The organism is Paenibacillus alkalitolerans, assembly GCF_016482785.1.
In the GTDB taxonomy this organism is placed as follows: domain Bacteria; phylum Bacillota; class Bacilli; order Paenibacillales; family YIM-B00363; genus Paenibacillus_AE; species Paenibacillus_AE alkalitolerans.
Genome location: NZ_JAEMXM010000002.1, coordinates 425,448 through 451,213 on the forward strand (window position 1 = coordinate 425,448; position 25,766 = coordinate 451,213).

Consider the following 25,766-nt stretch of genomic DNA (forward strand, 5'->3'; position numbering starts at 1 on the left):
TGCGCTATGAGATCCGCTGATGTTCCACGTTCGTAATTTTTCCAAGCAAGTAGACGAGCAGCTGTTGGTTATGCGAGGATATGCGGCTTAAATATTCGGTCAGGAACGTTTCGCGAATGTCGACGCCTCTCCTGCATTCATCCTTGCCTTTCTCAGTAACGTGAATCCATACGATGCGACGGTCGCGTTCGTCCCTGACGCGCTCGATCAACTCGTTCTTCTCCATCCGGTCAAGCAGCGTAGTAACGGCGGCGGGCGTCGTCGCCAAGTAATGGATCAGATCGGACGGCTTCATCCGGTCATGAGCCAATACATATTCCAATACGTTCAATTGACTTTCCGTCAGTGCAGGATGCAATTGCGTCTCCATATGAATGTGGAGCTCTTTGCTGAGTTTGAACCACAGCTTCGCAAATTCGTTCGTGTACATAACTTGTCCCTCCTGTCGGCTTTTTACAGCCAAAGTATACCATTCTCGTTCCGCCGCGGAAAGGTTTAAACTCTTAATATTTTAAGACATTAATCGATCATTTTTGCTTCGAAGCGACTTCAACCGACAGCATTCCTCACCGGCGGCATACGAATCATGACGGAAACCCGAACAATGGCGAAACTTTCTTTGGTAAATCGCAGGGTGTAAGCGTGAAACCGTACGACAGCCTTCATCATGAAAAAGCGGCCAATCGGATAATTCCGAATGGCCGCTGTGCGCGCGAATGCTTATGAAACGATATTGCCTACATTAATTACGGCTTGAACGGTCTCGTCCTTCTCAAGCGCAACGAGAACGGCTCCGATCGAGCGAAGGTCGGAGATCGGCGGCTTCTCCGAAGAGAATGTGAGCATCCGGCCGGCCGAAGTCACCGCGGTATAAACGTTTTCTTCCCGAACGTAATGTGACGATACAAGCGCCGTACCGTTGGGCTTCACGCGTTTGCCTTCTTTAAATTCGAACGTGGCGACGCCTTTGCCGCCGCGGCCCTGCACTTGATAATCTGCAAGTAGCGTGCGCTTGCCGTATCCCGCATCGCTGACGACCAGAACTTCCCCTTCATCTCCGCTCACCGGCATGGCCGAAACGACTTCGTCACCCTCGCGCAATGAAATGCCGCGCACACCTGCGGCTACCCGCCCCATCGGGTTCACCTCGCCGCCGCTGAACCGTATGCTTTGACCGAGCTTCGTCACAAACAGCACGTCCGATGCACTCTCGTCGCTGCCGAGCCAGACGGTGACGACTTCGTCGCCCTTACCGAGCTTGCAAGCCGCTATCGAAGTCGTCCGGTTCGTCGCGTATTCTTTCAGCTCCGTCCGCTTCACCTGACCGCGTTTCGTTACAAATATAAGCGATTTGCCCGGCTCTTGAATGTCCTTCACCGGTATGACGCTGATCACCCGATCCTCTTTCGGAATCGGAATGACGTTCACCAGCGCCGTCCCCGTATCCTTCCACTTATACTCGGGAATCGCGTGAACCGGCAGCAGGAAATACTGTCCTTTCTCCGTAAACAGCAGAAGGCTGTCTATCGTGTTCACTTCAAGCAGATTCCGGACGAAGTCGCCTTCCTTCAAGCCGGTCGATTCGATTTCGCCGCCCGAGCGGGTAAACGACAGTTTGCTTGTTCGTTTGATGTACCCGTCCTCGGACAACGTGACGAGCACGTCCTCCGGCGTCACCATTACTTCCACGGCCACTTTCAGCTCTTCCACTTCGTCTTGGATTTCGCTTCGGCGGTCCAAGCCGAACCGGCCGCGAATTTCGGAGAGCTCGTCCTTAATGACGGCAAACAGCTTTCGCTCGCTGCCCAAGATTCCCTTTAGGTAACTTATCAATTTCTGCACGTCTTTCAATTCTTTCTCGATCGACGTAATCTCCAAGTTCGTCAATCTGTACAGCTGCAGCGTCAATATGGAGTCCGCTTGGCGTTCCGTAAAGCCGAATTCCGACATCAAGTTGTTTTGGGCGTCCTGCCGGTTTTTGGATCGCCGGATCGTCGCGACTACCTCATCGAGGATGGAAAGCGCCTTCGCCAAACCTTCCAGCACGTGCGCGCGGTCTTCCGCTTTCTCCAATTCGTATCTGGAGCGGCGGGTAACGACGTCCTTCTGGTGCTCCACGTAAGCGACGAGCATATCTTTGAGCCCGAGCTGGCGCGGCGTCTTATTGACAATGGCCACCATATTGAAATTGTACGCAATTTGCAGATCCGTCTTCTTCAACAAATAGGTCAAAATGCCTTGCGCATCCGCATCCTTCTTCAGTTCCACCACGATGCGCAGCCCGTTGCGGCCGCTCTCGTCCCGCACTTCCGCGATGCCCTCGACCTTCTTCTCCAGACGCACCGTTTCCATCGCCGTAACGAGCTTCGCTTTGACGACCCCGTAAGGTATTTGCGTAATGACAATCTGCTGCCTGCCTCCGCGCATGTCTTCGATGGCGGTCCGGGCGCGGACATATACGCGGCCTTTGCCGGTGGAGTACGCTTCGCGAATGCCGTCGGTTCCCATCACAATGCCTCCGGTCGGGAAATCCGGCCCTCGTACGACGCCCATCAATTCCTCCAGCGTGACGAACGGATCGTCGATGATCCGGATGCAAGCGTCTATCACTTCCCGCAAGTTGTGGGTCGGAATTTCCGTCGCAAAGCCGGACGAGATGCCGCTCACCCCGTTGACGAGCAGGTTCGGGAATCGCGAGGGCAGCACCGAAGGCTCCTTCGTCGTATTATCGAAGTTGTCGCGGAACAACACGGTCCGCTTGTCGATATCGCGAAGCAGCTCCATCGCGATTTGCGACAACCGCGCTTCGGTATAGCGCATCGCTGCGGCGGGATCGTCGTCTTGCGAGCCCCAGTTGCCGTGTCCGTCGATGAGCGGATGAGCCATCTTCCATGGCTGCGCCATCCGTACCATGCCCTCATAGATGGAGCTGTCGCCGTGAGGATGGAAGTTGCCCATGACGTCGCCCACCGTCTTCGCCGATTTGCGGTAAGGCTTGTCCGGCGTGTTACCCGCTTCGTACATCGCGTAAAGTATTCTGCGCTGAACGGGCTTCAAGCCGTCCCGAACGTCGGGTATCGCCCGGTCTTGAATAATATATTTCGAATAGCGCCCGAACCGGTCGCCGACGATTTCTTCCAGGACAACCGGCAAAAAGTTTTCCAGCGTACTCACAGCATCACCCTATTCTTCAAACTCCGTAAAGTCTACATTCTCGATAATCCAACGTTTCCGCGGATCGACCTTATCGCCCATCAGCGTGGAGACGCGGCGTTCGGCCTTGGCCGCATCCTCGATCTGAACTTTATACAGCACTCGCGACTCCGGATCCATCGTCGTCTCCCACAACTGATCCGGATTCATCTCTCCGAGTCCTTTATAACGCTGCAGCTCCAACCCTTTGCCGCCGAACTCCTTCGTTACGGAGGCCAGCTCGTCGTCCGTATACACGTAACGCATCATTTGCGACCTTCCGCCTTTCTTGACGACTTTATACAACGGCGGCCGTGCGATATAAATCATGCCCGTATCGATCAACGGTTTCATATAACGGTAGAAGAACGTCAGCAGCAGCACTTGAATGTGCGCTCCGTCCGTGTCGGCGTCCGTCATGATGATGATTTTACCGTAGTTCGATTCTTCCGTCTCGAATTCCGATCCGACACCCGCGCCGATCGCCGCAATAATCATCCGGTATTCTTCGTTCTTCAATATATCGGCAAGCTTCGCTTTCTCCGGATTCATCGGTTTCCCACGCAAAGGCAAGATCGCCTGGTGGCGCGGATCGCGTCCCTGTTTTGCGGAGCCTCCGGCGGAGTCGCCCTCGACGATGAACAGCTCGTTGCGCATGAAATCTTTCGATTGCGCCGGCGTCAATTTACCGCCCAAGTTCGTACCTTCGCCTCTGCCTTTCTTTCCGCTTCGAACTTCTTCGCGCGCCTTTCGCGCCGCTTCCCGCGCCCTCGCCGCTTGGACCGCTTTCTTGACGAGCATCTGGGCGACCTGCGGGTTCTCCTCCAGGAAGACGGACATCTTGTCTGCGACAATGCCGTCTACCGCTCCGCGCGCCGACGAGCTCCCGAGCTGGTCTTTCGTCTGACCGACGAATTCGACTTCGCTCATCTTTACGTTAATGACGCACATCATGCCTTCGCGCAAATCGGCGCCTTCCAAGTTTTTATCCTTCTCTTTCAGAAGGCCGGCTTTCCTGGCGTAGTCGTTCATAACACGGGTGTATGCCGTCTTAAAACCGGTTTCGTGTGTGCCGCCCCCGCGCGTCGGAATGGAGTTGACGAACGAAGCGATCGTTTCCGTATAACCGTCGTTATACTGAAATGCCACCTCCACCTCGATCTCGTCTTTCTCTCCGTAGAAATGAATGCATTCGTGCAGAACGGTCTTGTTTTCGTTCAAATATTCCACGAATTGCATCGCGCCTCCGGCATATTCGAAGACGTCCTCTTCGCCCGAACGACCGTCCCGCAGCTCGATGCGAAGACCCGAGTTCAAGAACGCCAACTCTTGAAGCCGCTCCTGCAGCGTATCGTAGTTAACGGCCACGTTGCCATGGAACACACGGGCATCCGGTTTGAACGTCACCTTCGTGCCTGTCCGTTTCGTATTTCCGGTCACCTCGAGCCCGGTTACCGGTTCGCCCACATGTTCCTTTCCTGCCGAATCCACCCAATATTCGAACCGCTGCTTATGTATTTTTCCGTCGCGGTAAATTTCAACTTCCAGCCATTCGGATAAGGCGTTCGTCACCGATGCGCCGACCCCGTGCAGACCGCCGGACTTCTTGTAGCCTCCGCCTCCGAATTTTCCGCCTGCATGAAGCACCGTAAATACGACTTGCGGTGTCGGAACGCCCGTCTTATGCATGCCCGTCGGGATGCCGCGGCCGTTGTCCTCCACAGTGATCGAGTTGTCTTTATGAATCGTTACCGCAATGCGGTTGCAAACTTTCGCCAAATGCTCGTCCACTGCGTTGTCTACGATTTCCCAGAGCAAGTGGTGCAGACCGGAGGCGCTTGTGCTTCCGATATACATGCCGGGCCGTTTCCGTACCGCGGTTAAGCCTTCCAGCACTTGAATGTCGTCCGCGTCGTAGCCTGCCGAGCCGTTGGGGCCGGCGGCTGCGTCCGCAAATAAATCGATTTGTTCGGCCATGCCGATCCTCCTAACTTCCTACGAAAACAATACTGCCTTATTTTAGTTCATAACGTCCCTTCTCGTAAACACTGCATATGAAACAACAAGCGAACCCAAAGCCGTAAGAGAAAGAATTCCAAGGGAGAACGGCAGCGTCATCCCCGGAATCGGCGGCGATTGACCCGCCAAATAAACGACAGTATCCAGATTGACCATGAAGAAATACTTCGCGCTCTCCCAGTCCGACGCCATGTTTGACAAAATCGTTCCGGCAATAAGCAGCGCGAGCATCGTTCCCATCCCCGCAGCGGTGCTGCGCACAAGCACCGAAATCATCATGCTCAGCACGGCGACCGTCATGCAGGAGAACCAGGCAAGCCCGAGCACCATCAGCAAATATTGCCATTGTTCAATCATGTGCACGTTGGACGTATCCACCGCGGAGCCGGCAACCGCAAATCCGGTCAGCACGGGAGCTCTCCATCCCGAATATCCCAGAACGGCGCCCGAAATGACGTATGCAAGCGCCGCAGTACACATAACGGTCAACGAGACATATAACGTCAATGCGACATATTTGCTTGTAAGAACTTTCCAACGGCGCACCGGTCTGGTCAGAAGCAGCTTGATCGTCCCTTGGGAATGCTCGGAGGAGACGAGGTCCGCCGCAATGACCATCACCATGAGCGGCAGAAACAAGCTGACCGAATTGATCGTAAACTCTCTCGCAAATGTGACGCCGTCTGCGGAAGCCGGGTCGATATTGTGATTGATATAATATTGCAGTCTCTGAATCTCAACACGATACCATTTTTTCCACTCCTCAGGCAAACGCGTTGAAGAGATCCGCGACTTATAATCGTTAATTTGCGTCTCCGCTTCAATCCGCCAATCGTTCGTTCCGGTTTGTTTGCGAAAGTTTTCGGCCATCATGACTTGCGCGTAAGTAAATATGGGAATAAGAGCCGCCAGAATAAGCAGGATGACAAAAAAACGTTTCTTCTTCCAAATCTTCACGGTCTCGTTGCGCACTAACGGCAGCAAGCTATTCAATGCGTTCACCCTCCGTCAGCTCAAGAAACAAATCCTCCAGCGCCGGCTGATTGAGCTCGATTCCTTTCACAAGGACGCCGGATTCCACAAGCAGCCGGTTGCAATCGGCAATGCGGTGCTCTTCCATCTTCGCGATCAATGTCCGTCCGTCGGACGATAAGACCGCGTCGATCCCCTCCGCACGTTCCAATATACTCAATCCTTTGTCCGGCGGCTCCACAAACCAATGCACCGTCTGCTTCTGCTTGTCAAGGAGCGTTTCGACGCTGCCGACCGACAGCACCTGTCCTTGCGAAATAATGGCGACGCGGTCGCACATGAGCTGAATTTCACTCAGCAAATGGCTGGAAACGAATACGCTCATCCCCTGTTGCGCCAAGCCGCGAATAAATTGACGCAGCTCCTTGATGCCCTGCGGATCCAACCCGTTCGTGGGCTCGTCCAAAATAAGCAGGCTCGGCCTTCCGAGCAGCGCTTGCGCAATGCCCAACCGTTGGCGCATGCCCAAGGAATAAGTTTTCACTTTATCGTGTATACGCTTGCCCATGCCGACAATGTCCGCCGCTTCGCGTATTCTCGCATCGTCCGTCCCGGGCAGCATCGCCGCAAAATGTTCGAGATTTTCCCACCCGGTCAAATACGGATACAGCTCCGGATTTTCCACAATGCAGCCGACATGCCGAAGCGCTTCGTCATGATGCTTGCGGATGTCGTGGCCGCAAATAATCACTTTGCCCCCGGTTGGCCGAATGAGGTCTACGAGCATGCGGATCGTTGTCGTCTTTCCGGAACCGTTCGGCCCGAGAAACCCGAACACTTCGCCTTCATATACGTCGAAAGAGACGCCTTTAATGATCTGTTTCCCGCCGATCGTTTTTTTCACATCTTGGACGGACAATACGATATTCCGGTTATTCGCTGTTGTCGCAGCTCTCACATCGATCCCCCTTTGCTCGCATGTATTCGTTATCGCGGACAACCCTCCGGTTGTCTCGTTACTCCAGCAGCATCGCGAGCCGTTGCGCGATTCGGGCGTAACCTTCCCCGTTCGGATGGTAATCGTCGGATGACAGAAACCGGGATACGCCGTTTTCAAACAAATCGAATGTCGGAACGAACGTAACGCCTTCCATTCGTTCGGCCAAGCGGAACACCTCCGTGTTCCAATCCTGAACAGTCAGCGAAGCTTCCTTGAATTGAGGCAGCTCTATGAAGGGATTGTAGAGGCCAATGTAGTACACCTTTGCATTATTGTTTATTTCTTTTATTTTTACCAAAATTTCACGAATATTCGTTAGAGCGTCCGGAAACCTGTCGCGGATCGCTTCCAGATCGACCTCATCCCCGAGACGGAACAGGTCGTTTCCGCCCGCTGTCATGACAATGACGTCCGCCTGCCCGATCGATTCCCGAATCCCCTTACGGCTTTCGATTTCAGCCAGCACTTGGGACGTCGTATATCCGTTCTGCGCAAAGTTGCCCAACACGTATACGGGCACGTCCAACCGTTCGTCCAGCAGCTCCTTCATACCCGTCACATAGCCCTTGCCCGTCTCGTCTCCGGTTCCGGCCGTCAGGGAATCTCCGATGGCGACAATGTTCAGACGCTCCAATTGCCGATCGGGCGGCTTCGGCGCATCGGCGACAGACTCCAAATTGCCGCCCTGGGGATACATAACGGTGCGGACGGCGTAACCGAAACCGAACAATAAAACTACCGTGCAAACGGCGGAAACGATCCCGACCGCTCTCCACAAGACGCGCATGGCGATCCCCCTTGCTCCATATTCTTGGAAACCGCGGACAACCTTTCGGTTGATTCCTCTATTCAAGAGTAAGCAATTTCCGGGACGTTTTCAAATCAGGCAAAAAAAAAGAGGCGCGATCCGCAGCATTTCGAATCGCCCTCTTTTCGTTTCACGGCATACACGTTATTTGCTCTTCGGTATCCCGAACATTTCCGATACCGTTACAAATCGGTAACCCTGCTGCTTCAGTTTGGGAATCATCCGATCCAAGGCTTCATGCGTGTGCAGGATTTGGTTCCAGTTACCCGCCGTGTGCATCAAGACAATGGAACCTGATCCTATGTTCGGAAGGCAATTTGCTATGATTTGATCGGCGGGTATTTGTTTCCAATCTTGCGAGTCCACATTCCAGCCGACGACCGTAAAATCGCGCCTCTGCATGTAACCCACAATATCATCGTCCAATCCGCCGTACGGAGCGCGAAACAGCCGCGGAGCATAGCCGGCGATATCTTGAATGGCCTGCTGCGTCGACGACACCTCCCAGTCGACGCGCCCGATCGATTGTTCAAAAAGCTTCGGATGCCAGTACGTATGATTTCCAATGACATGTCCTTCCCTTGCAATCCGGCTTGTAACATCAGGTAACGCTTTCGCGCGCGAACCCATGAGAAAGAACGTTCCCTTCACCCCGTGCTTCTTCAATACGTCGAGCACCGCCGGAGTAAAACGGCGATCCGGACCGTCATCGAATGTGAGCGCAATTTGTTTTTTCGTTCTGAGGCCTTGGAGCACTACCGTGTTCGGATACTTTCGCTGCATGAGCCAGTTTGACGCGGGTTTTACTTTCCTGACGTGATGCTCCGGTCCGCCGGCCAAATTCGGAGCCGGAGTTTCCGCCAAAGGTCGAACGCCTTGAGCGTTTACATCGTTGTTTTTGGCGGATGCATCGTTTCCGCCGTGATTTTCGCGATTGTTATTATCGGTGCCTTGTCGTTGCGGCGCAGCGGCATTGCAGGAAGTAACAAGGAGACAAACCGCTATAAATACCGTTATCAAACGCACAAGTAAACCTCCTCGGTCAAATGTTTTCCTTAGGTTTCCCCGGATACGCGGCAGCCAATCCATTGAATGCAGCGAAAAAATGCCCGGGGGGATATGGAAAATATTCGCGAAGCGGGAAATGAAGCAAATGACGAGAAAAGGGTGACACTGAAAGCAAACCGCGATATGAAAACAAACAGGGGAAGGATGTTGCGCTTTGATAAGCGATAATTTGCTTCGGGCATTGAACGGTCAAATGAACTTCGAATTTTATTCGTCTCAAACGTACTTGTCCATGGGGTCATTTTGCGCTGCGGAAGGGTTTGACGGATTCGCCAATTTTTTTGAAGTGCAAGCGGAAGAAGAGCGGTTTCACGCGATGAAAATATACAGATATATACATTCCCTCGGCAAACATGCCGTCATCGCGGGGATGGACGATCCGGAGAAGCGGTTCGCTTCGATACGGGACGCATTTGAGAAAGGATACGCCCACGAGCGCGAAGTGACGAAGCGGATTTACGCCTTGTCCGACATCGCGCTCAATGAGCGGGAACACGCGACGATGCACTTTCTGAAGTGGTTTATCGACGAACAAGTCGAAGAGGAAGCGATGTTCGACAATATCGTTCACAAGCTAAAACTGATTGAGAAAGACTCGAACGCGTTCATCATGATGGACGCGGAATTCGCGAAACGTACGTTTACACCGCCGGCCGAGTAAGCTCTACAGGCGGAAACGGCCGATTTGCGACTGCAGGCGGGCCGCCAATTCGGACAGCGAAGAAGCGTATCCCAGCACTTTCTCCATCGCGTGCATTTGCTCCGCGCTGGCGGCCGAAGCTTCTTCGCTCGTGCTTGCCCCTTCTTGAGCCACGGCGTTCACCTGACGGATCGCCTTCACAATATGTTCGCTGCCGGTGCTTAACCGCTCGATCGACGAAGCGACCTCGGCGATTTTCTGGGAAACGTCCGTAACGGACTCATCGATCGTTTGGAACACTTGATTTACTTGTTCGGTTCGCGCAATTCCCTCTTTCACTTTGGCGCTTCCTTGCTCAACCATGCACAGAACGTTACCGACATCCGCTTGAATCGAACGGACAATGGCTCCGATTTTTTTAGACGATTGCGACGATTGTTCGGCCAATGAACGTATTTCAGAGGCAACGACCGCAAAGCCCCTTCCGGCTTCCCCGGCTCTCGCCGCCTCGATGGAAGCGTTAAGCGCCAACAAGTTCGTTTGAGTCGACACGTCTGCGATCAATGTAAGAATCAAACCGATTTCTTTCGAGCGGCTGGTCAATGCGTCGACGACGTCTTCCATTCCAGTTACCGTACGGTGAATTTCATCCATTTGTCCTACGACTGCGCATACGGCATCCAATCCTTCTCGGGAAGCATGCTTGGCCCGTTCGCTCAAACCGGAAACTTCCGCGCTGTTCGTTGATATGTTCTCCATTTCGGAAGCGATCTCTTCGATCGATTCGGTAGCGGCCGTCACGCTCTCCACTTGAATCTCCAGACCTGATGACAATTGTTCGTTTCCTGCGGCAATTTGCTCGGCGGCCCTTGCCGTTTGCTGTGCATTCGTTTGGAGCTGTACCGACACGTCGGCCAGCTGCATCGCGCCGTCGCGGACGTTCTCAAACAGCGAGCGCAGCCCGCCGATCATCGAGTTGAACGATGCCGACAGCGCGCCCAACTCGTCGTCCCGGTCCAGCTTCCATATGACGGAAAGATTGCCGGATTCCGCTTCGGACATCTTTTGGCGCAGCTGGACGATAGGGGCCGACACGTTTCTGGCGATCCCCCATCCCGCCCAAAACAGGCACAGCGCGGCCGCAATCACGAAAGCGAGCGATATCCATAACGCCGATCCGATCGTTCGCAAGTTGTCGTTTTGGATTTGATTCGCTTTCTCCGTATAGTAAGACACGATTTGCTTCGCCGCAGCTTCTTTGTTTTCGCGATACGGCATGACGTTCTGCTTATAAACCAAAAACCCGAGATTTTTTTGATCTTCGGAAACCAACTGAATCACTTCCGCCCGGTAATTATCGAAATTGGCCGCCAGCGTCTTGAACTCATCCCACGCAGGTGCGATCTCCGGATCAATCGGGCGCCGTTCGAACCGCTTTATGAGTTCATCGCTTTCTCCCTGCAGCGCTTGAAGCTGTTCGGTGGCGGTTTGCCGCTCAAAGTTGGTGTCCGCCATAATCAGTTCGAGCATTTTCGTTTCGCTCGTTCGTTGATTCAGCGAAACCGCTTGCGCGATTTGGACGGGATTGAAAGCGTCCGACTGCAAGGAGCGCGAGTTGTCGTTAATCATCATCAAGAATATGTAATTGACGCCGCCGACCAGCAGTAGAAATAATAAAGCTGTGCCGACAAGCGTGAAAATTTTGCGGGACGTGTTCATTCGCCGCCATATGGAGCTCAAAGGAAATTTGCCGGTTACAAACCACCGGTCAATTGCGTGCAGTCTGCCTTTCATGTTGATCGTCCTCCTTTAGTAGTAGTATTTTAGTTCGACACATTTCGCCAAAATCCCTTTCAAAAAAATAATGCGCGTAAGTTTTCTTACGCACATTTCTAACGCACATTATTTATCGAATCATATTCGAATGAGGCCTTCAGCCGACAAGGTTAGCTTCTCGAACCCGTCATCCGTTATGACATAAGTGTTTTCGATTCCGACCACCCCGCGGCCGGGGAACGTGAATTTCGGTTCGACGGCGACGACCATGCCTGCTTCCAAAGGTGTCGCGAAGCCTTTCGCCAATACCGGCCACTCATCGATCTCCAAGCCTATTCCGTGTCCGACAAACTTCACGGCGTCGCTCTTATATCCCATGAAATGCTCTGCAAAGGGTGAAGAGCGGGCCGCCGAAAGCGCAAGCTCATATATATCCTCACAGACAGCCCCGGGCTTAAGCTGCCGCTCCACGGCTCTTAAAATCGATTCCGACCGGTCGTATGCTTCTTGGAGATCGTCGTCAAGCCTGCCGATGACGGCCGTTCTCGTTTGATCCGTGACATAGCCGTCTATGGAACAGCCGATATCAAGCAATATCGGTTCGTTCGCTTGAATAATGCTGCGGCCGGCGCCTTTGGGGAAAGCGGGATGCAGCCCTTCTCCTCCGGCAGGACCGTCGAACGCGGACGGCTTAGCGGCCGCCGCGCCGCTCGCCGCGATGCCGGTAACGAGCTCCATATTCATGGCGCGCACACGCATAAGACCAAGATGCCCGGACTTGCGCAGCACGTACTCGATTTCGGCCAACAATTCGATTTCCGTCATTCCCTCTCGCAGCTTTCCCGACGCTTCCCGCAGCGCTTTGTCCGCGGTTTGCGCCGCTAGCCGCATGCTCTGCAGCTCTTCCGGCGATTTGACCATGCGCAGCTCGCGCACGACGGTTGCGCCGTTCGTCCAGACCGCCGCAGGCCATGAAGCTTTCAGCCGCTCGAACCATTCCACCGGCAGCACGTCGTACGTTAAAGCGATGACGGGTCCGTTCGCCAATTGCGGATACGCTCCGGCTACCGTTGCCCCGAACGACCTGAGACTGCCGAGCGGTTCCACGCGAACGGCGCTCTCCTCGGCTGCGCGCGTCACGCTTCTCCGGACGTAGAACGCCGGCTCGCCCGCCGCCGGAACGACCAACAAACCTGCTTGCATCGTTCCCGTCAAATAAAAAATGTCCACATTATGAGTAACGATGAACGCGTCGATTCCGCGTTCCGCCAACTTTTGCTGCAGACGTTGAATTCTATTTCCGTATATGGACACACGCAAACCTCCTCGTATATAGTTCATAATTCCCCGCGCCTTATTTTTTCTTCTTCACATTGGAAAATCCTTCTGTGCGGCGGTTTTCGGCTGCGCTTTCTTTTTCATTGACGTCCTTGAAGGTACGGAGTAGTATGGACGTGGAAACCACTGGAGAGCCGCATTGAAGGAGGGTTACTAATGTTGAAAGGTTTAACGCGCGCGGGTGTCGGCGACGCCGGACCGCTTGACCGCTTCGTCGAGCTGGCTTCAGCGTACGGCTTCGATGCCGTTGATGCAAGCGGGAACGAATTGCGGGAATGGATTTCACGGGACGGACTTTCTAACGTGCTGGATACGCTCAAGGAGCGCGGCGTCGCGATCGGATCGATCGGATTTCCCGTGGAATGGCGCGAGTCGGAAGACAGATTCAGGTCCGGCCTCGTTACGTTGGCCCAAGATGCCGCGCTTGCCGCCGAAGTCGGCTGCAAAGCTTGCTGTACATACGTTCTCCCGTCCACCGATTGGAACGCTGCCCGCTTTATGGCCGTCGCCACCCGCAGGTTGCGTGAATGCGCCGTAATACTCGGTTCTTTCGGCATAAGGCTTGGCATCGAGTTCGTCGGTCCGCATCATCTTCGTACAAGATGGAAAAATCCGTTCATCTGGGATGTGGACAGCCATTTGGAATGGATCGACGCCATCGGCGAACGCAACGTCGGCTTGCTGTTCGACTCTTATCACTGGTATACGAATGAGCTGGGCATAGAAGATATAAGGCGGTTGACCGCCGATCAAATCGTTCACGTGCACATCAACGACGCGAAAGACGTCCCGGTTTCGGAGGCGCTTGACAACGACCGCATTTATCCGGGAGAGGGCGTCATCGATTTAAAGGGTTTTCTACAAGGGCTGCACAGCATCGGATACCGCGGCGTCGTCGCTCAAGAAATTCTTACTCCCGCCTCCGCCGGGCAAACTGCCGCAGAGCTGCTGGAACGATCAAGAAGTGCGTTCCAACGGACGTTCGACGCGGCTTTCGGTACGGACCGGATGTAGATGCAGCGGAATATTATTGCCGCAACAAACGAAAAACATCGCCGCTGGTCATCCCGTCGCGAATAAAGGGAACTAGAAGCGCTTATTGGGCTGATTTTCGGCTGATTGCTCTCGAAAATCCGCAGCTAGCGCCTCTAGTTCCCTTATTTTCAACAAATGCGCCTAACCCGGCCCGGCTCGCTCCCCCCGCCTCACACCGCTTCTTCCAAAAAGCGATATTGCGCCTGGATCAAGCCGTAATATTCTCCCTGTAACCGCATTAGCTCGTCATGATCGCCCTGTTCGATAATTTGGCCGTGGTCGAGCACGACGATCTGATCCGCTCCCCGAATGGTCGACAGACGATGCGCGATAATAAACGACGTGCGGCCCGCAAGCAGCTTCTTCAACGCCTGCTGAATCTTGGCTTCGGTTTCCGTATCGATGCTGGCGGTCGCCTCGTCGAGAATGAGCACACGAGGATCGGCGAGCAGCGCGCGGGCGAACGATATCAACTGCCGCTGCCCCATCGATAGGACGTTGCCTCTCTCTTCCACTTCCGTATCGTATCCGCTCGGCAGCGCCGCGATGAAATCGTGCGCGCCGACCGCTTTGGCGGCCTCTTCCACTTCGGCGTCCGTCGCATCCAACCTGCCGAACCGGATATTATCCCGGATCGTTCCGGAGAAGATGAACGTATCCTGCAGCACGATGCCGACTTGCGAGCGCAAGCTTTGAATCTTCACGTCACGAATGTCGGTACCGTCTATTAAGACGCTTCCTTCCGTCACGTCGTAGAACCGGCAGAGCAGGTTGATGAACGTACTCTTGCCGGAGCCGGTGTGGCCGACGAGCGCAACCGATTGTCCCGCCTTGACATCGAGGCTTACGCCGCGCAGCGCGGGACGTCCCTTCTCGTATTCGAACACGACATTGTTGAAGCGGACGTCGCCGCGAATCGTCGGAAGCGGTTCGGCTTCCCTCTTCTCCGCGACCGTCGGCTGCTCGTCGATAAATTCGAAGATGCGCTCGGACGACGCCATGGCGATCAGCAGCTGCGAATACATCATTCCTAACCGGTTGATCGGCTCCCAGAAGTTGCCGACATACATGACGAAGGAAATCAACAAGCCGATCGTCATTTCTTTCGATTCGATCAAGAACGCGCCGTAGAAAAACAGTATGAACGTGCCGAGTCCGCCGGTCACTTCAATGAGCGGGTTGAACGTTTGGTTCAAGCCGGAGCCGATGTCCCAAGCTTTCTTGTTCGAGGTGTTCATCCCGTCGAAGTAGGCCATGTTCTCCTTCTCCTGTGTGAACGCCTGCGTGACGCGAATGCCTTGGATGCTCTCGTTCAAGTGCGAATTGATGCGCGATTGCTTCATCCGCACGTCCTGCCATGCTCGCCGGATGCGGCGGCGCAGCTTCGTGGATACCAAGAACATGATCGGAACGGTGATCATAATGGCAAGCCCGAGTTTAATGTTAAGCGACAGCAAAATAATGATAATGCCGACGAGCTGCACGCAATCGATCAATATGTTGATGACGCCGTTCGTAAACAAATCCTGGAGCGAGTTGACGTCGTTCGTGATCCGCACGAGCACCGATCCGGCCGGCCGCTTGTCGAAGAAGCGGAAGCTGAGCCGTTGGATGTGCTGAAACAGATGCTGTCTCAAATCGTAAATGACGCGCTGACCGATAATGTTGGTAAACCGGATCCGGTAAAGTCCCGCCGCCCACTGTACGATAAATAATGCGGCAATGGCGGAGCAGAACGTCCATAGCAATCCTAGTGATTTGCCCTTCTCGACCGCATCGATGGCGTTGCCGATCAGAAGCGGAACGAGCAGCTTCGTTATCGTGCCGAGCACCATCATAATGATGACGACGGGCAGCAATTGCCGTGCATAGGGCTTGATATAAACAGCCAGCCGGTAAAATTGGCCCCAGTCGAACGGCTTCTCCATCACATCGTCGTCTTGATACACAAACCGCTCGTTCTTCGATTGCCGTTCTTCCGTCTTTGCGGCGTTTTGCCGCGTCGCTTCGTCGCTCATCCGTGCGCCAACCTCCGTTCCTCCAGCCTTCGCTCTTCCGTATTTCGCTCTTCCAGCCTTCTAGCCACCACATCCGGATGGTCCGAATACTGAATGTTGTATGTGTCCAAGTATCGTCCCGGCCGGTTCAACAGCTGCTGATGCGTGCCCCGTTGAACGACTCGCCCTTCATCCAGGACGATGATTTCGTCCGCGTGCTTGAGCGAAGAAATTCGGTGGGCGATTACGAAGGTCGTACGGCCTTTCATCACTTGACGAAGACCGAGCTGAATTTCGTGTTCCGTCTCCATGTCGACCGCGCTCGTCGCATCGTCCAGAATGAGCACCTTCGGATTTTCGATAATGGCCCGTGCGATCGCAATGCGCTGCTTCTGACCGCCGGAAAGGCCCATGCCCCGTTCCCCGACGATCGTGTCGTACCCTTGCGGCAGCTCCATTATGAAATCGTGCGCTTTGGCCAATTTGGCCGCCTCGATGATGCGTTCCATGGACACGTCGCGCTGGCCGTAAGCGATGTTGTTGCGAATCGACGAAGAGAACAAGAATGTTTCTTGGAATACGACCGCGATTTGTTGGCGCAAGCTCTCGATCGTAATGTCGCGAATGTCGCGGCCGTCGAGGGTGATACGGCCTTCCTTCACGTTATAAGCGCGTAGAAGCAGCTGAGTCACTGTCGTTTTCCCGGAGCCTGTAGGTCCCAGCAGTCCGATGACCGATCCCGGCGGAGCATCCGCCGAAAAATCGCGCAGCGCCGGCGCTTTCTCCGGATAGGAGAACGTTACGTTCTCGAAACGGACATGGCCTTCAACCGCCTCGGGGTTCAAGACAGTCGCGTTCTCAGAATCTTTCACATGAATGTGATGATGCAATATTTCAAGCACCCGTTCCCCGGAAGCTTTCGATTGCGTATAGTTGTTGATATGAAACCCGAGCATCCAGAGCGGACCGATAATGTACCAGATCAAGGAGAAAAACGCCGCCAATTCGCCGACGGTCATCTCGCCCCGGAGAACGAATGCGCCTCCTGCAGCCAGCAAGACGACGACGCTCAAGTTCGCAAACAGTTCCATAAGAGGGAAGTATTTCGACCAAATCGATGCGGTATCGATCGTATGATCGCGAAAGACGCGGCTTCGTTCCGAAAACTTCTCCACCTCATGCGCTTCGCGCGCGAACGACTTGACGGTGCGGACTCCGGTAATATTTTCCTGAACCGTAGTCGTCAGTTCGCTCATCGATTGGCGGATCAGCCGGAATGCGGGATGTATTTTCGACTCGAACCGTAATGCCGTAAACACGAGGAAAGGCATCGTCACCAGCGAAATGAGCATCAGCTTCCAATTATACGCGGCCATCATGATAACTCCGAACCCGACCATCAAGAACACATTGAGAAACTGAGCGAATCCGAAGCCGATAAATTGACGAATCGCGTCCAAATCGGCGGTCAGGCGTGACATAAGGTCGCCGGTTCTGGCTTTGTCGTAGTATTGAAACGACAAATACTGCAGCTTCTCGTAGCTTGCTTTGCGAAGGTTGTAAGCGACCCGGTTACCGAGCCGTCCGCCGCTCAATCCGTGCAGGAACTGAAACGTTCCTTTCACGATGACGACTCCAAGCACCGTAAAAGCGACCGCCGGTACTTCCCCGTATTGTCCTTTGGTCACAATTTCGTCGATGAGATACTCCAGCATGTAAGGATACACAAGTCCCAACGCCGTCGAAACCGCCAAACATAATACGGATGCAAAAATGAGATACTTCAGCCGCCCAAGCCAATAAAACCTTCGAAGCTGTCGAAACACTTCCATGTTGTATGGGTCCCCTCCCCGATCGGTCCGTTCCGCGTTTTTCTTTCGATTACGCGGTATTTTAAAGCCTTAATGCAGTGTAGCACCGCAAGTAAGAACATTCAAAATGGAAACGGACCCGAATATAGGGAGATTTCACGTTTTTGCCACATTTCGCGAAGCGAGCGGGCACATTTCATGGAAATCATCGAAATCGTTATCTTTTTATTCCATTCTCTCGAACGTCTGAAGCATCTCTTGCAAACGGTTCCCCCGGGACTCTAAGTCCGCGACATCCCACGTTTGATCAAGCGCCGAACGGATGCCCGACACCGCCTCGGACAACACGTACTCCGCTCTCTCCGCCAACGTGCGGTCCGCTTGCCGGAGCGATTCCTCATACCATTTCGCGAAACGGTTGGACTGCGAATCCAGCGCTTGCGCGATATTTTGCTGCCATCGCTGTTCGAGCGCCTCTCTCAACTGCTTGCGTCCGTCGCCTTCGAAGAACTGTTTCGCGTTCTTGTAGTGGCTTTTCAGCAGTTTGACGTCCGGCTCTTCCCCTGCCCACATGTCATCCGCAGGGGGTGTTTCGAACTCCAACGGCTCCCACGGATCCGGGACGAAGCCCGGGATAAGCTTGCGGATTTCGGCGCAGCGTCGTTCGTATGTTTTGGCAAGCGTGAGGTTGAGAAAACGTTCCATCCGAACCGATACGGCGAGCGACTCATTCGTCAATTCCTTCCGGATGTAATCCGTCAAGTCCCGCCACGCCCATTCGAGCGATTGCTTCACGTCTCCTCTGTCTTCCCGCAAGGAGGAAGGATTGAACGAGGCGGCAAACCATTCCCCGAACCGGTACGTGATGCGCTGCTTCATGTAATAAAATTGCTCCGCAATCTCTTTCGCCGCCGCTTTCTGTTCCGAGTCGACGCTCCCGCCTGCAATAGTCCCTCTTGCCGCTCGCTCATCTTCCGCCAAATTGGCGAGGGAAGCGCTTCTTTGTTCTTCTCCCGTCTGCGCCGCCTCGATTAAAGAACGGAGTAAACCGTTCGCACGCTGCAATTCGCCTTCCGCCGAGCGGAAGGCTAGCCCGGCCAGCTCTTCTCCCGCAAAATGCCGGAACGCTTCTTCGAATGCGGCCATTCCGGAAGAGTCTAATTCTTGCAAGCTTCCTTTCGATTTCGCGCGCAAGGCGGCCAAGGAAGAGACCGGAAACAACCTCGGGTTGCGTATGCCGAACGCCGTCAAATTGTCTCTTACGTGATTCAACACGTCTTCAAGCTCCTCCGCGGAGGAGGCGAGATCTGCCGCATTGACGATAAAAAACATTTTGTCGAGCTCGAACGCGTCCTTCACCCTGCCGAGCTGCTCCAAGAACTGCCTGTCCGCCCGGGAAAATGCATGATTGTAATAAGTGACGAAGAAGATGGCGTCGGCATTTTTGATGTAATTGAACGCGATACCGGTATGCCGCGCGTTGATCGAGTCGGCCCCAGGCGTATCCACGAGCGTGACGCCTTGTTTCGATAACGGGGATTCGTAAAACAGCTCGATGCGGTCTACGAATGCGGACTTCCGTTCTTCCGCCACGAACGCGCGGAACTGCTCGCCGTCCGCTCTGACGGTTGTGCCGAGCAAGCTTTCCGCCTCCGCCCATCCTTCCGTCACCGCACGCAAAAACGCCAAATGAGGCTTCGCTCCCGGCGGAATGCTTGCGATCGCGCTGTCGCTTGCTCCGGCCTCCTTCGCCTGCTTGGCGATCGCCCGGTGCACAAACTCGATCGTTTTGCCTTGCGGCGGCGGTTCCAATCCCAATGTTTTAATCGAATGCTCGATGTCCTGCATGATCGACTCTTTCGGCTTCATCCATACGCGGGCGGTGCCGTGCGGCCAGTCCGGTTCCTCCGGCGGCACGACCGTATTGATCGAAGCCGTCGTCGGGTTGGGCGACACGGGCAGCGCCGATTCGCCGAGCAGCGCGTTGGCGAATGACGATTTACCCGCGCTGAACGCGCCGAACAGCGCGGCGGTGAAGCGCTGCTCGCGCATGCGGCGCGATTTCTCTTGGAGCGTCCGAGCCGCCCCGGCGAGCGGCGCGATCGGTTCAACGACGCGCGACGCCGCGTCGAGCGTTTCCGCGGCTGCCGCCAGCCGCGTGCGGAAGCTGCGCGTCCCGCCGTGCGGGCGCGCTTCGGTTTGGCGCGCGGCGCCGCCGATCGGCGGCAGCGCCGGCGCGCCGTTGTGAGGCAGCCGGAGAGACGGCTGCCGCGGCGCTTCCTCCTCCGGCTCCGCCTGGAGGAGGGTAGGGTCCGGGAACGTTGCCGGTTCCCGGGAAAACTTCTCGGCGGCTGTCAAACCCGCCGTCAACGCTTGTACGGAAGCGAGCTCCGCCGCTTCCAGCCTTTCCAGCTCGCGACGGTGCGCGAGCCGCTCCTCCAGCTCCGCAAGCTCTTTGCGGAGCTGCTCCTCTTCGGCGGCGAACCGCGCCGCCGCCGCCTCAACCAACGCTACGGCGGCGCCCGCCGCCGACTTGCGCACCATCTGCCGCACTTCCGCGGCGATCTCCTTGGCGTAGTTCAGCGTATACTCGCCCGATACGACGGCGCCGGGCCGAACCATGGCGGCCAGCCACTCCGGCGACAGCTCCGCATCGACGCCTTCTATCGCTCTTTGCGCTTCATCCGTTCCCGCTACGCCAAGCTCCTCGGCAACCTTCCCGAGCAGGTCGCGCACGTGCCAAACGAGCCGCGCCGTCACGTTCTCGCGGAATTCCGCGTAGAACGCGTCAAGCCGGCGTTTGCGCTCCTCCTCCGTCTTCGCGCCGGAGAAAAACAACCCCACCTTAAAGCCGGGCTGCCGGCTTTCAAGGAACGATTGCGCGAGATCCCGCGTCGTTGCCGGCGTAAGATTGGCGTTCTCCGCAATGCGCCTGGCCTCCGCCTTCACCTTCTCCGCTGCGCTTTCGCGATTGTCCTCCCTGCGCCTCAAATCGCCGCGGATGCTCTCGTACCGCTCCGCATAAGAATCCGCTTCGTCCGCAGCGATCAGCTCCCGCAGCTCAGCTTTGCGCGGCTCGTTCGCCGCCGCCAAAAATTCGCCGTGCTCTACCGTTAACCTGAGAGCTGCCGCCGCCGCGCCGCGAACGGCGAGCGCTTCTCCGCCCCGCACCGTCTCGCGAAGCCAGCTGCGCAATACTACGATCTCATTGTGCGGATGCTCCGGCGCCTTCAACGTCGTATAGAACGTTGCAACCGGCCTCACGCCCCAAGAACCGAATGCTTCGTCCACCCCAGATCGAAAATCTTCGAAAGACACCTCTTCTTCCCGGTGCTTATCGATTTGATTGACAATAAGAACAAGAGGTTTTCCCAAATCGATAAGCCGCTTCGCAAACTCCATATTCATCTCTGACAATACATGGTTATAATCCATTACATACATGACGATGTCGGCCAAGTGCAGCGCCGATTCCGTCGCCATCTGATGCGCATCGTCGGTGGAATCGACTCCCGGCGTATCAAGCAGCGCCGCGCGCTCTCCCAAAAACCGGATCGGATGGAACAGCTCGACGCTTTCTACCTCTTGCCCGTTCTTCGCGTAACGAGGCACCTCTTCGATTCCGACGCATGCGGTTGTTCCGTCGCGGTACGCGATCACGGCTTCGGACGGCCCGTTGCGGATCGCCACTACGTTGGCGCTTGTCGGAATCGGGCTCGAAGGCAGCAGCGCCGCCCCGCACAACCGGTTGATCAAGCTTGATTTCCCCGCGGAAAAATGTCCGCATAACGCCGCGTAAAACGTCCCCTCGCGGCACTTTTCGGCTAGCGCCCCCGCCTTCTCCGCCGCAGCGGCATCCCCGGCCTCCTCAAGATTTTGCCGCAATCTTTCTAATTCTTGTTGAACCTTTTCTCTCTCGATCATTTTTCCCCTCAACCCCGTGATATGTTAGAAAACGTACTAATGTTATCTTCTATCCCATGACATTATAACATGTTTTCGTGCAGCCATTCTCCCGGTGCGGTTACTCAAAAAGAAGGCGGTCGTTATCGGCCACTTTCCGGCGCGATCAGATTATTATTAGTTTTGATGGAGGACGTATCCCAAGTGAAGGCTTCTGAGCGAAAGGAACAGTGTCCGCACACTTCGACGCCCACCGCCACCGCCAATTCGGCCGCGTATGTGCAACCCTCACCGATCAAAAGAAAAACTCCGCCAAGATTCCCTGGCGGAGTGCATCTCCTTCAATCAAACAACCGTCGTCGGTTCACGATCCGGCAGCAATATTTCAAACAAATCTCCATGCTGGAGAATCGTAATGTCTCTTTCCTTCTCTTTCATGACGACGACGTCCAATTTCGAACGCATACGGTCCACATAGTGCTCGGGAACGTCGCCCGACTCGCTGATCGTAACGCCTTCCACCACCGTCTCCTCATCTTGAGACAGCTTAGTGTTTAGCACTTTATCATAAATATCCGAAAACCGTTCAAAATCTTTCGTATAAACCGAGATGCATTTCATCTCCGCTGTCCACCTCTTCATTCCACCGAGCCGTTCACGCCCGCCATTTTTCTTGTACGTTCCTTATTCTTCCTGTTTGAGGCAGGTTTCATACGTTTCTTGCCTTCGCGGCACATGCCGAGCAACGGACACCCGTCGCACTTCGGGTTTTGCGCCTTGCAATGATATCTCCCGAGAAAAATAAGCCTGTGATGCGTCTGCGTCCATTCCTCCCGCGGAACTTTCGCCATTAGCTTCTTTTCGACTTCCAGCACGGTGTCGTTCCAGTTCGCGATTCCAAGCCGTTTGCTTACCCGTTCCACATGCGTGTCGACGGCGATCGCCGGCTCCCCGAACGCATTCGACACGACGACATTGGCCGTCTTTCGCCCGACGCCGGGCAGCTTCACCAGCTCTTCGTGGCTCTCCGGTATTTCACCCCCGTATTGCTCCAGCAGCATGCGGCACAGCTCCCGGATATGCTTCGCTTTGTTCCGGTACAAGCCGATCCGCTTGATATCGCTCTCCAACTCTTCGAGCGGCACGGCCAAATACTGTTCCGGCGTCTTATACTTCCGAAACAGATCCGCAGTTACTTTATTCACCGTCTCATCGGTGCATTGCGCCGAGAGAAGGACGGCGATCGTCAGCTCGAACGGATTCGAATGGTTCAATTCGCAGTGTGCATCAGGAAACATTTCCGCCACCGTATTGAGCACTTCCCGCACTTGCTGCTTGTTCATCGGCTACCCTCCCCAACCATCAACCATAAGTTTCAGTTTATCCAAAAGGAGGCGCCACTTCAACGTCACCGAGAAAATGCACCCGCGGCCGCGGTTGCTCACGAGCCGTTGCCTGCGGGTGCATGCCTTTCGTTACTTCACTAATTCAAATATTTTTCCGTCTACCAAGTAAACAGTCAATTTGTCGTTTTCATTCAGCCGTGTAAGAGTAAGGACACCGCCGTCCGCCGTGTGAATGTACGCAAAGGTATGGATTTTGTACGTCTTTTGTTCGGAAAGCGTCGCGGCTTTGAATGTAATTTCATTCCGTGCCGCGTCATATGAACTGAACGTTCTTTGCATGGCGCTCGCCACCCAAATATACGGAGCTCCGGTTCCGTCCACAACGACTTGTACCCGGTCGTTCACCTTCATGGCCGTAAGGTTGCCGTTCACCGTGCCGCCGGATTGAACGTTTGCACCGGACAATTGGTACTCTCTCGCATTGTTATTGAAGTCCGTCACGGTCAATTTGCCGGCAACCGTATCCAACGACGTGATTTTGCCTCGGACCGTCCGCGGAGCCGCGATCGTCATAAGCGTGCTGCCCGTATAGGTTGCAACGACAGGCTCGTCCGCTTTAAGCTCCGACAAAGCCATCGCGTTGCCGTCCGCGTTCAGCAGTGCGGTGTTCGTATCCAAGGTGATCTGCAAATTGCCGTTCAGCCCATCCCTAACGTTGAGTTTGCGGCTGATCGTATCGACCGAGGTCAGCGTATATACGAAAGATTTCTTCACCTGAATTTGCGATACCGCGGACTGCATTGCATCCATTGTCAGTCGGACTTGCGTGCCGACGGATATATCGGCGATCGAAGTGCTTGCCTTCTTCGCAATGATCACGCCCGTTAAAGACGAGTATGGGAGAATGACTTTCTCGTTATCGGCCGTCGTTACGGTGATGGTTTTCGCCGCCGTGTTAAGAGCGGTTACTTTGCCCTCAACATAAGTGACAACGTCCAGCCGGATCAGCTGATTTTCGGAAACGGTCAAGTTGACCTTCCGGTTTTCCGCGAGATACAGCGAATATAGCTGTGTCGCCATCGGAGCGCCGTCGATCATGATCTTGGTGCGGTCCGTTATTTCGAACAGCTGCGGCTTCGACGACTCGTTCAACACGGTTATAAATTTCCGCGTGGCGTCAAAGTTGATCACTGTCGCTTGATTTAACTTGGAGATGTTCCGGTTCAATACGGTGATCGATTCGACGGTGTTGTTGTTGCCGTTAATATGCAGCTCAATGCTGTCACCCGTACGTAAATCGGCAAGTGCGGCATTTTCCAATCCGGTTATTTCTACTTTCACGTTTTTAATGAGATTATACGCCATTAAGTCGTTACCGTTCTTTAGTACGACCACGTTGCCTTCAGTAACGCCGGATAATTCGCCCGTCTTCGTCACATAACGCTGTTTAACGATATTTACGGAAACGGCCTCATTGTCTATTACTTCATACGCTACCGTATCTCCGTCCTTAACCCCGGCGAGACCCGCGGCTATCGGTTGTCCGTTCAATTGAAGCGCCGCATCCGTGGACACCGTGTAAGTTTCCCCCGCTCCGCCGCTCGGCACTACGGTAATTGTCCGTTTCGCCGCATCAATGGACTGTACGACGCCTTCGCCGATCTTATTAATTGCCAGCTTCAACAGCGTTAAATTCGATATTTCTTCCGTTCCCGGCAACCGCTGCAAACGGACCGTGCTTCCCTTCGTAATTTCGCTTAGGCTCACGCCATTGCCTTGCTCGTTGACGGCCGCGACAGTCGGCGAGAGCTTGTACTGCTCCGAGCGGGATGCACTCGTGAGCGTAATGTTCATCTCGGATACGCTCAGTGCGGCGACCTTTCCTTCGATCGATTCCAGCTTCGGCGCATCGTTTACGATTTCTATGTAATAAGCGGCGTTATTTTGATGGACAAGTTTTATTTGTTGGTTCGCCTTGAGATCCGCCGCCGCCGCCGCTTCGCCCGATGTTTTAAATACCAGAGTGTTCGCATGAAGCGTAAAACTGGTCGTTTGGCTATCGGCCGCGCGCAATTGGAGGATGCCGCCGTTCACGGCGGTTATGACACCTGCCGCCGTACGTCCGGACTGCTCGGGCATATATTGGTCGGCTCGCGACAAGAACGTTGCGATTTGCGCGCGCGTAACCGCCACTCCGGGCCGGAACGTATTGTCTTCCTTAAATCCCGTTACAATGCCCAAGTCCGCCGCAATACGGACATACCCGGATGCGCTCGACGATATTTTGTCGGCATCGGCAAAAGCCGGAGCTCCCGCCGCAGCGGCCTCCGTCCCCTTGCCGATGGCGCGTACGACCAATTTCGCCAGCCATTCGCGGGAGGCCGGCCGCTTCCCCCAACCTGAATCAGAGTCGCCGGAAGCGGCCGCTTCCGTTTCTTCGACCAAGTCCAGCATGCGTGTCTCCAAAGCTTTCACGACATAAGGTCTGAAGAACGGGTCCACGTCAAATCCGAGAACGACCTCACGGTTATTGGCCAGCGCTTCGTCCTCCAAGCCCATCATCCGAACGGCCATGACAACCGCTTCTTGTTGGGTCACATCTTTATTGGGAGCGAACGTACCGTCATTATAGCCTTTCACGATTCCGCCGGATGCGAGCTTCGCCACGTGGCCCCGGGCCCAGTGTCCCGCCGGCACGTCGGGGAATGTTACGGTAACCCCGGAGGAAACGGCCTCGGCCGCGGGTGTCTCCGCCAAGACGGAAGGCGCGGCCGGTCCGGCAACAAGGGAGATTCCGAGAGCTGCTGCGGTGAGTACGTTGAACGCTTTGCGTTGATATGAGTGCATTGATGCTTCTCCTC

At 54.9% G+C, this 25,766-nt stretch carries 17 protein-coding genes; 2 read left to right on the plus strand and 15 right to left on the minus strand.

Going from position 1 to position 25,766, the window contains the following annotated elements:
- Positions 1–4: 4 nt before the first annotated feature.
- The 7 genes from JET16_RS05945 to JET16_RS05975 all read right to left on the minus strand — a co-directional run bounded on the left by JET16_RS05945 (position 5) and on the right by JET16_RS05975 (position 9,017).
- On the minus strand, positions 5–430 hold the full coding sequence (locus JET16_RS05945) for a MarR family winged helix-turn-helix transcriptional regulator (protein WP_199614850.1): 426 nt from the start codon (positions 428–430) through the stop codon (positions 5–7).
- A gap of 290 nt (positions 431–720) precedes the next feature.
- Positions 721–3,174 (minus strand): DNA gyrase subunit A, encoded by a 2,454-nt coding sequence (gyrA, locus tag JET16_RS05950; protein ID WP_199614851.1) that lies wholly within the window; start codon positions 3,172–3,174, stop codon positions 721–723.
- A 9-nt stretch (positions 3,175–3,183) separates the two neighbouring features.
- Complete coding sequence (parE, locus tag JET16_RS05955) at positions 3,184–5,169, minus strand: DNA topoisomerase IV subunit B (protein ID WP_199614852.1); 1,986 nt, start codon at positions 5,167–5,169, stop codon at positions 3,184–3,186.
- A 42-nt stretch (positions 5,170–5,211) separates the two neighbouring features.
- Entirely contained in the window at positions 5,212–6,204 is a 993-nt protein-coding gene (locus JET16_RS05960) for an ABC transporter permease (RefSeq protein ID WP_199614853.1), read from the minus strand.
- On the minus strand, positions 6,197–7,141 hold the full coding sequence (locus tag JET16_RS05965; RefSeq protein WP_407673086.1) for an ABC transporter ATP-binding protein: 945 nt from the start codon (positions 7,139–7,141) through the stop codon (positions 6,197–6,199). Before JET16_RS05965 ends, JET16_RS05960 begins: the two co-directional genes overlap by 8 nt.
- 58 nt (positions 7,142–7,199) lie before the next feature.
- Positions 7,200–7,970 (minus strand): GDSL-type esterase/lipase family protein, encoded by a 771-nt coding sequence (locus JET16_RS05970; RefSeq protein WP_199614854.1) that lies wholly within the window; start codon positions 7,968–7,970, stop codon positions 7,200–7,202.
- A gap of 165 nt (positions 7,971–8,135) precedes the next feature.
- Entirely contained in the window at positions 8,136–9,017 is an 882-nt protein-coding gene (locus tag JET16_RS05975) for a polysaccharide deacetylase family protein (RefSeq protein ID WP_199614855.1), read from the minus strand.
- Between the two features lie 196 nt (positions 9,018–9,213).
- Between JET16_RS05975 and JET16_RS05980 the strand changes: the two genes are divergently transcribed.
- Entirely contained in the window at positions 9,214–9,720 is a 507-nt protein-coding gene (locus JET16_RS05980; protein ID WP_199614857.1) for a ferritin, read from the plus strand.
- 3 nt (positions 9,721–9,723) lie between these two features.
- Here the strand turns inward: JET16_RS05980 and JET16_RS05985 are convergent, their stop codons facing one another.
- Together JET16_RS05985 and JET16_RS05990 are read right to left on the minus strand one after the other, a co-directional pair.
- Positions 9,724–11,493: a methyl-accepting chemotaxis protein gene (locus JET16_RS05985; RefSeq protein WP_199614859.1), complete on the minus strand. Its 1,770-nt coding sequence runs from the start codon at positions 11,491–11,493 to the stop codon at positions 9,724–9,726.
- 120 nt (positions 11,494–11,613) lie between these two features.
- On the minus strand, positions 11,614–12,789 hold the full coding sequence (locus JET16_RS05990) for a M24 family metallopeptidase (protein ID WP_325176622.1): 1,176 nt from the start codon (positions 12,787–12,789) through the stop codon (positions 11,614–11,616).
- A gap of 180 nt (positions 12,790–12,969) precedes the next feature.
- Here JET16_RS05990 and JET16_RS05995 point away from each other — a divergent pair, with 180 nt between their 5' ends.
- Positions 12,970–13,827, plus strand: a complete 858-nt coding sequence (locus tag JET16_RS05995; protein ID WP_199614862.1) for a sugar phosphate isomerase/epimerase family protein — start codon at positions 12,970–12,972, stop codon at positions 13,825–13,827.
- A 191-nt stretch (positions 13,828–14,018) separates the two neighbouring features.
- Here the strand turns inward: JET16_RS05995 and JET16_RS06000 are convergent, their stop codons facing one another.
- The 6 genes from JET16_RS06000 to JET16_RS06025 all read right to left on the minus strand — a co-directional run bounded on the left by JET16_RS06000 (position 14,019) and on the right by JET16_RS06025 (position 25,752).
- The gene (locus JET16_RS06000; protein ID WP_199614863.1) at positions 14,019–15,866 is read right to left on the minus strand and encodes an ABC transporter ATP-binding protein; all 1,848 of its coding nucleotides are present in this window, start codon (positions 15,864–15,866) and stop codon (positions 14,019–14,021) included.
- The gene (locus JET16_RS06005) at positions 15,863–17,677 is read right to left on the minus strand and encodes an ABC transporter ATP-binding protein (RefSeq protein ID WP_199614864.1); all 1,815 of its coding nucleotides are present in this window, start codon (positions 17,675–17,677) and stop codon (positions 15,863–15,865) included. The genes JET16_RS06000 and JET16_RS06005 overlap by 4 nt, the downstream gene beginning before the upstream one ends.
- A gap of 204 nt (positions 17,678–17,881) precedes the next feature.
- Complete coding sequence (locus tag JET16_RS06010; protein WP_199614865.1) at positions 17,882–21,580, minus strand: dynamin family protein; 3,699 nt, start codon at positions 21,578–21,580, stop codon at positions 17,882–17,884.
- 324 nt (positions 21,581–21,904) lie between these two features.
- The gene (locus JET16_RS06015) at positions 21,905–22,180 is read right to left on the minus strand and encodes an NAD/NADP transhydrogenase alpha subunit (protein ID WP_199614866.1); all 276 of its coding nucleotides are present in this window, start codon (positions 22,178–22,180) and stop codon (positions 21,905–21,907) included.
- A gap of 17 nt (positions 22,181–22,197) precedes the next feature.
- Positions 22,198–22,902 (minus strand): endonuclease III, encoded by a 705-nt coding sequence (gene nth, locus JET16_RS06020; RefSeq protein ID WP_199614867.1) that lies wholly within the window; start codon positions 22,900–22,902, stop codon positions 22,198–22,200.
- 132 nt (positions 22,903–23,034) lie between these two features.
- Positions 23,035–25,752, minus strand: a complete 2,718-nt coding sequence (locus JET16_RS06025; protein WP_199614868.1) for an S-layer homology domain-containing protein — start codon at positions 25,750–25,752, stop codon at positions 23,035–23,037.
- Positions 25,753–25,766 lie beyond the last annotated feature (14 nt).

Bases quoted from the DNA above. Each gene is read 5' to 3' on its own strand.
- JET16_RS05945 (WP_199614850.1), bottom strand. From the start codon at position 430: ATGTACACGAACGAATTTGCGAAGCTGTGGTTCAAACTCAGCAAAGAG.
- parE (WP_199614852.1), bottom strand. From the start codon at position 5,169: ATGGCCGAACAAATCGATTTATTTGCGGACGCAGCCGCCGGCCCCAAC.
- JET16_RS05970 (WP_199614854.1), bottom strand. From the start codon at position 7,970: ATGCGCGTCTTGTGGAGAGCGGTCGGGATCGTTTCCGCCGTTTGCACG.
- JET16_RS05985 (WP_199614859.1), bottom strand. From the start codon at position 11,493: ATGAAAGGCAGACTGCACGCAATTGACCGGTGGTTTGTAACCGGCAAA.
- JET16_RS05995 (WP_199614862.1), top strand. From the start codon at position 12,970: ATGTTGAAAGGTTTAACGCGCGCGGGTGTCGGCGACGCCGGACCGCTT.
- JET16_RS06000 (WP_199614863.1), bottom strand. From the start codon at position 15,866: ATGAGCGACGAAGCGACGCGGCAAAACGCCGCAAAGACGGAAGAACGG.
- JET16_RS06005 (WP_199614864.1), bottom strand. From the start codon at position 17,677: ATGGAAGTGTTTCGACAGCTTCGAAGGTTTTATTGGCTTGGGCGGCTG.
- JET16_RS06010 (WP_199614865.1), bottom strand. From the start codon at position 21,580: ATGATCGAGAGAGAAAAGGTTCAACAAGAATTAGAAAGATTGCGGCAA.
- JET16_RS06015 (WP_199614866.1), bottom strand. From the start codon at position 22,180: ATGAAATGCATCTCGGTTTATACGAAAGATTTTGAACGGTTTTCGGAT.
- nth (WP_199614867.1), bottom strand. From the start codon at position 22,902: ATGAACAAGCAGCAAGTGCGGGAAGTGCTCAATACGGTGGCGGAAATG.
- JET16_RS06025 (WP_199614868.1), bottom strand. From the start codon at position 25,752: ATGCACTCATATCAACGCAAAGCGTTCAACGTACTCACCGCAGCAGCT.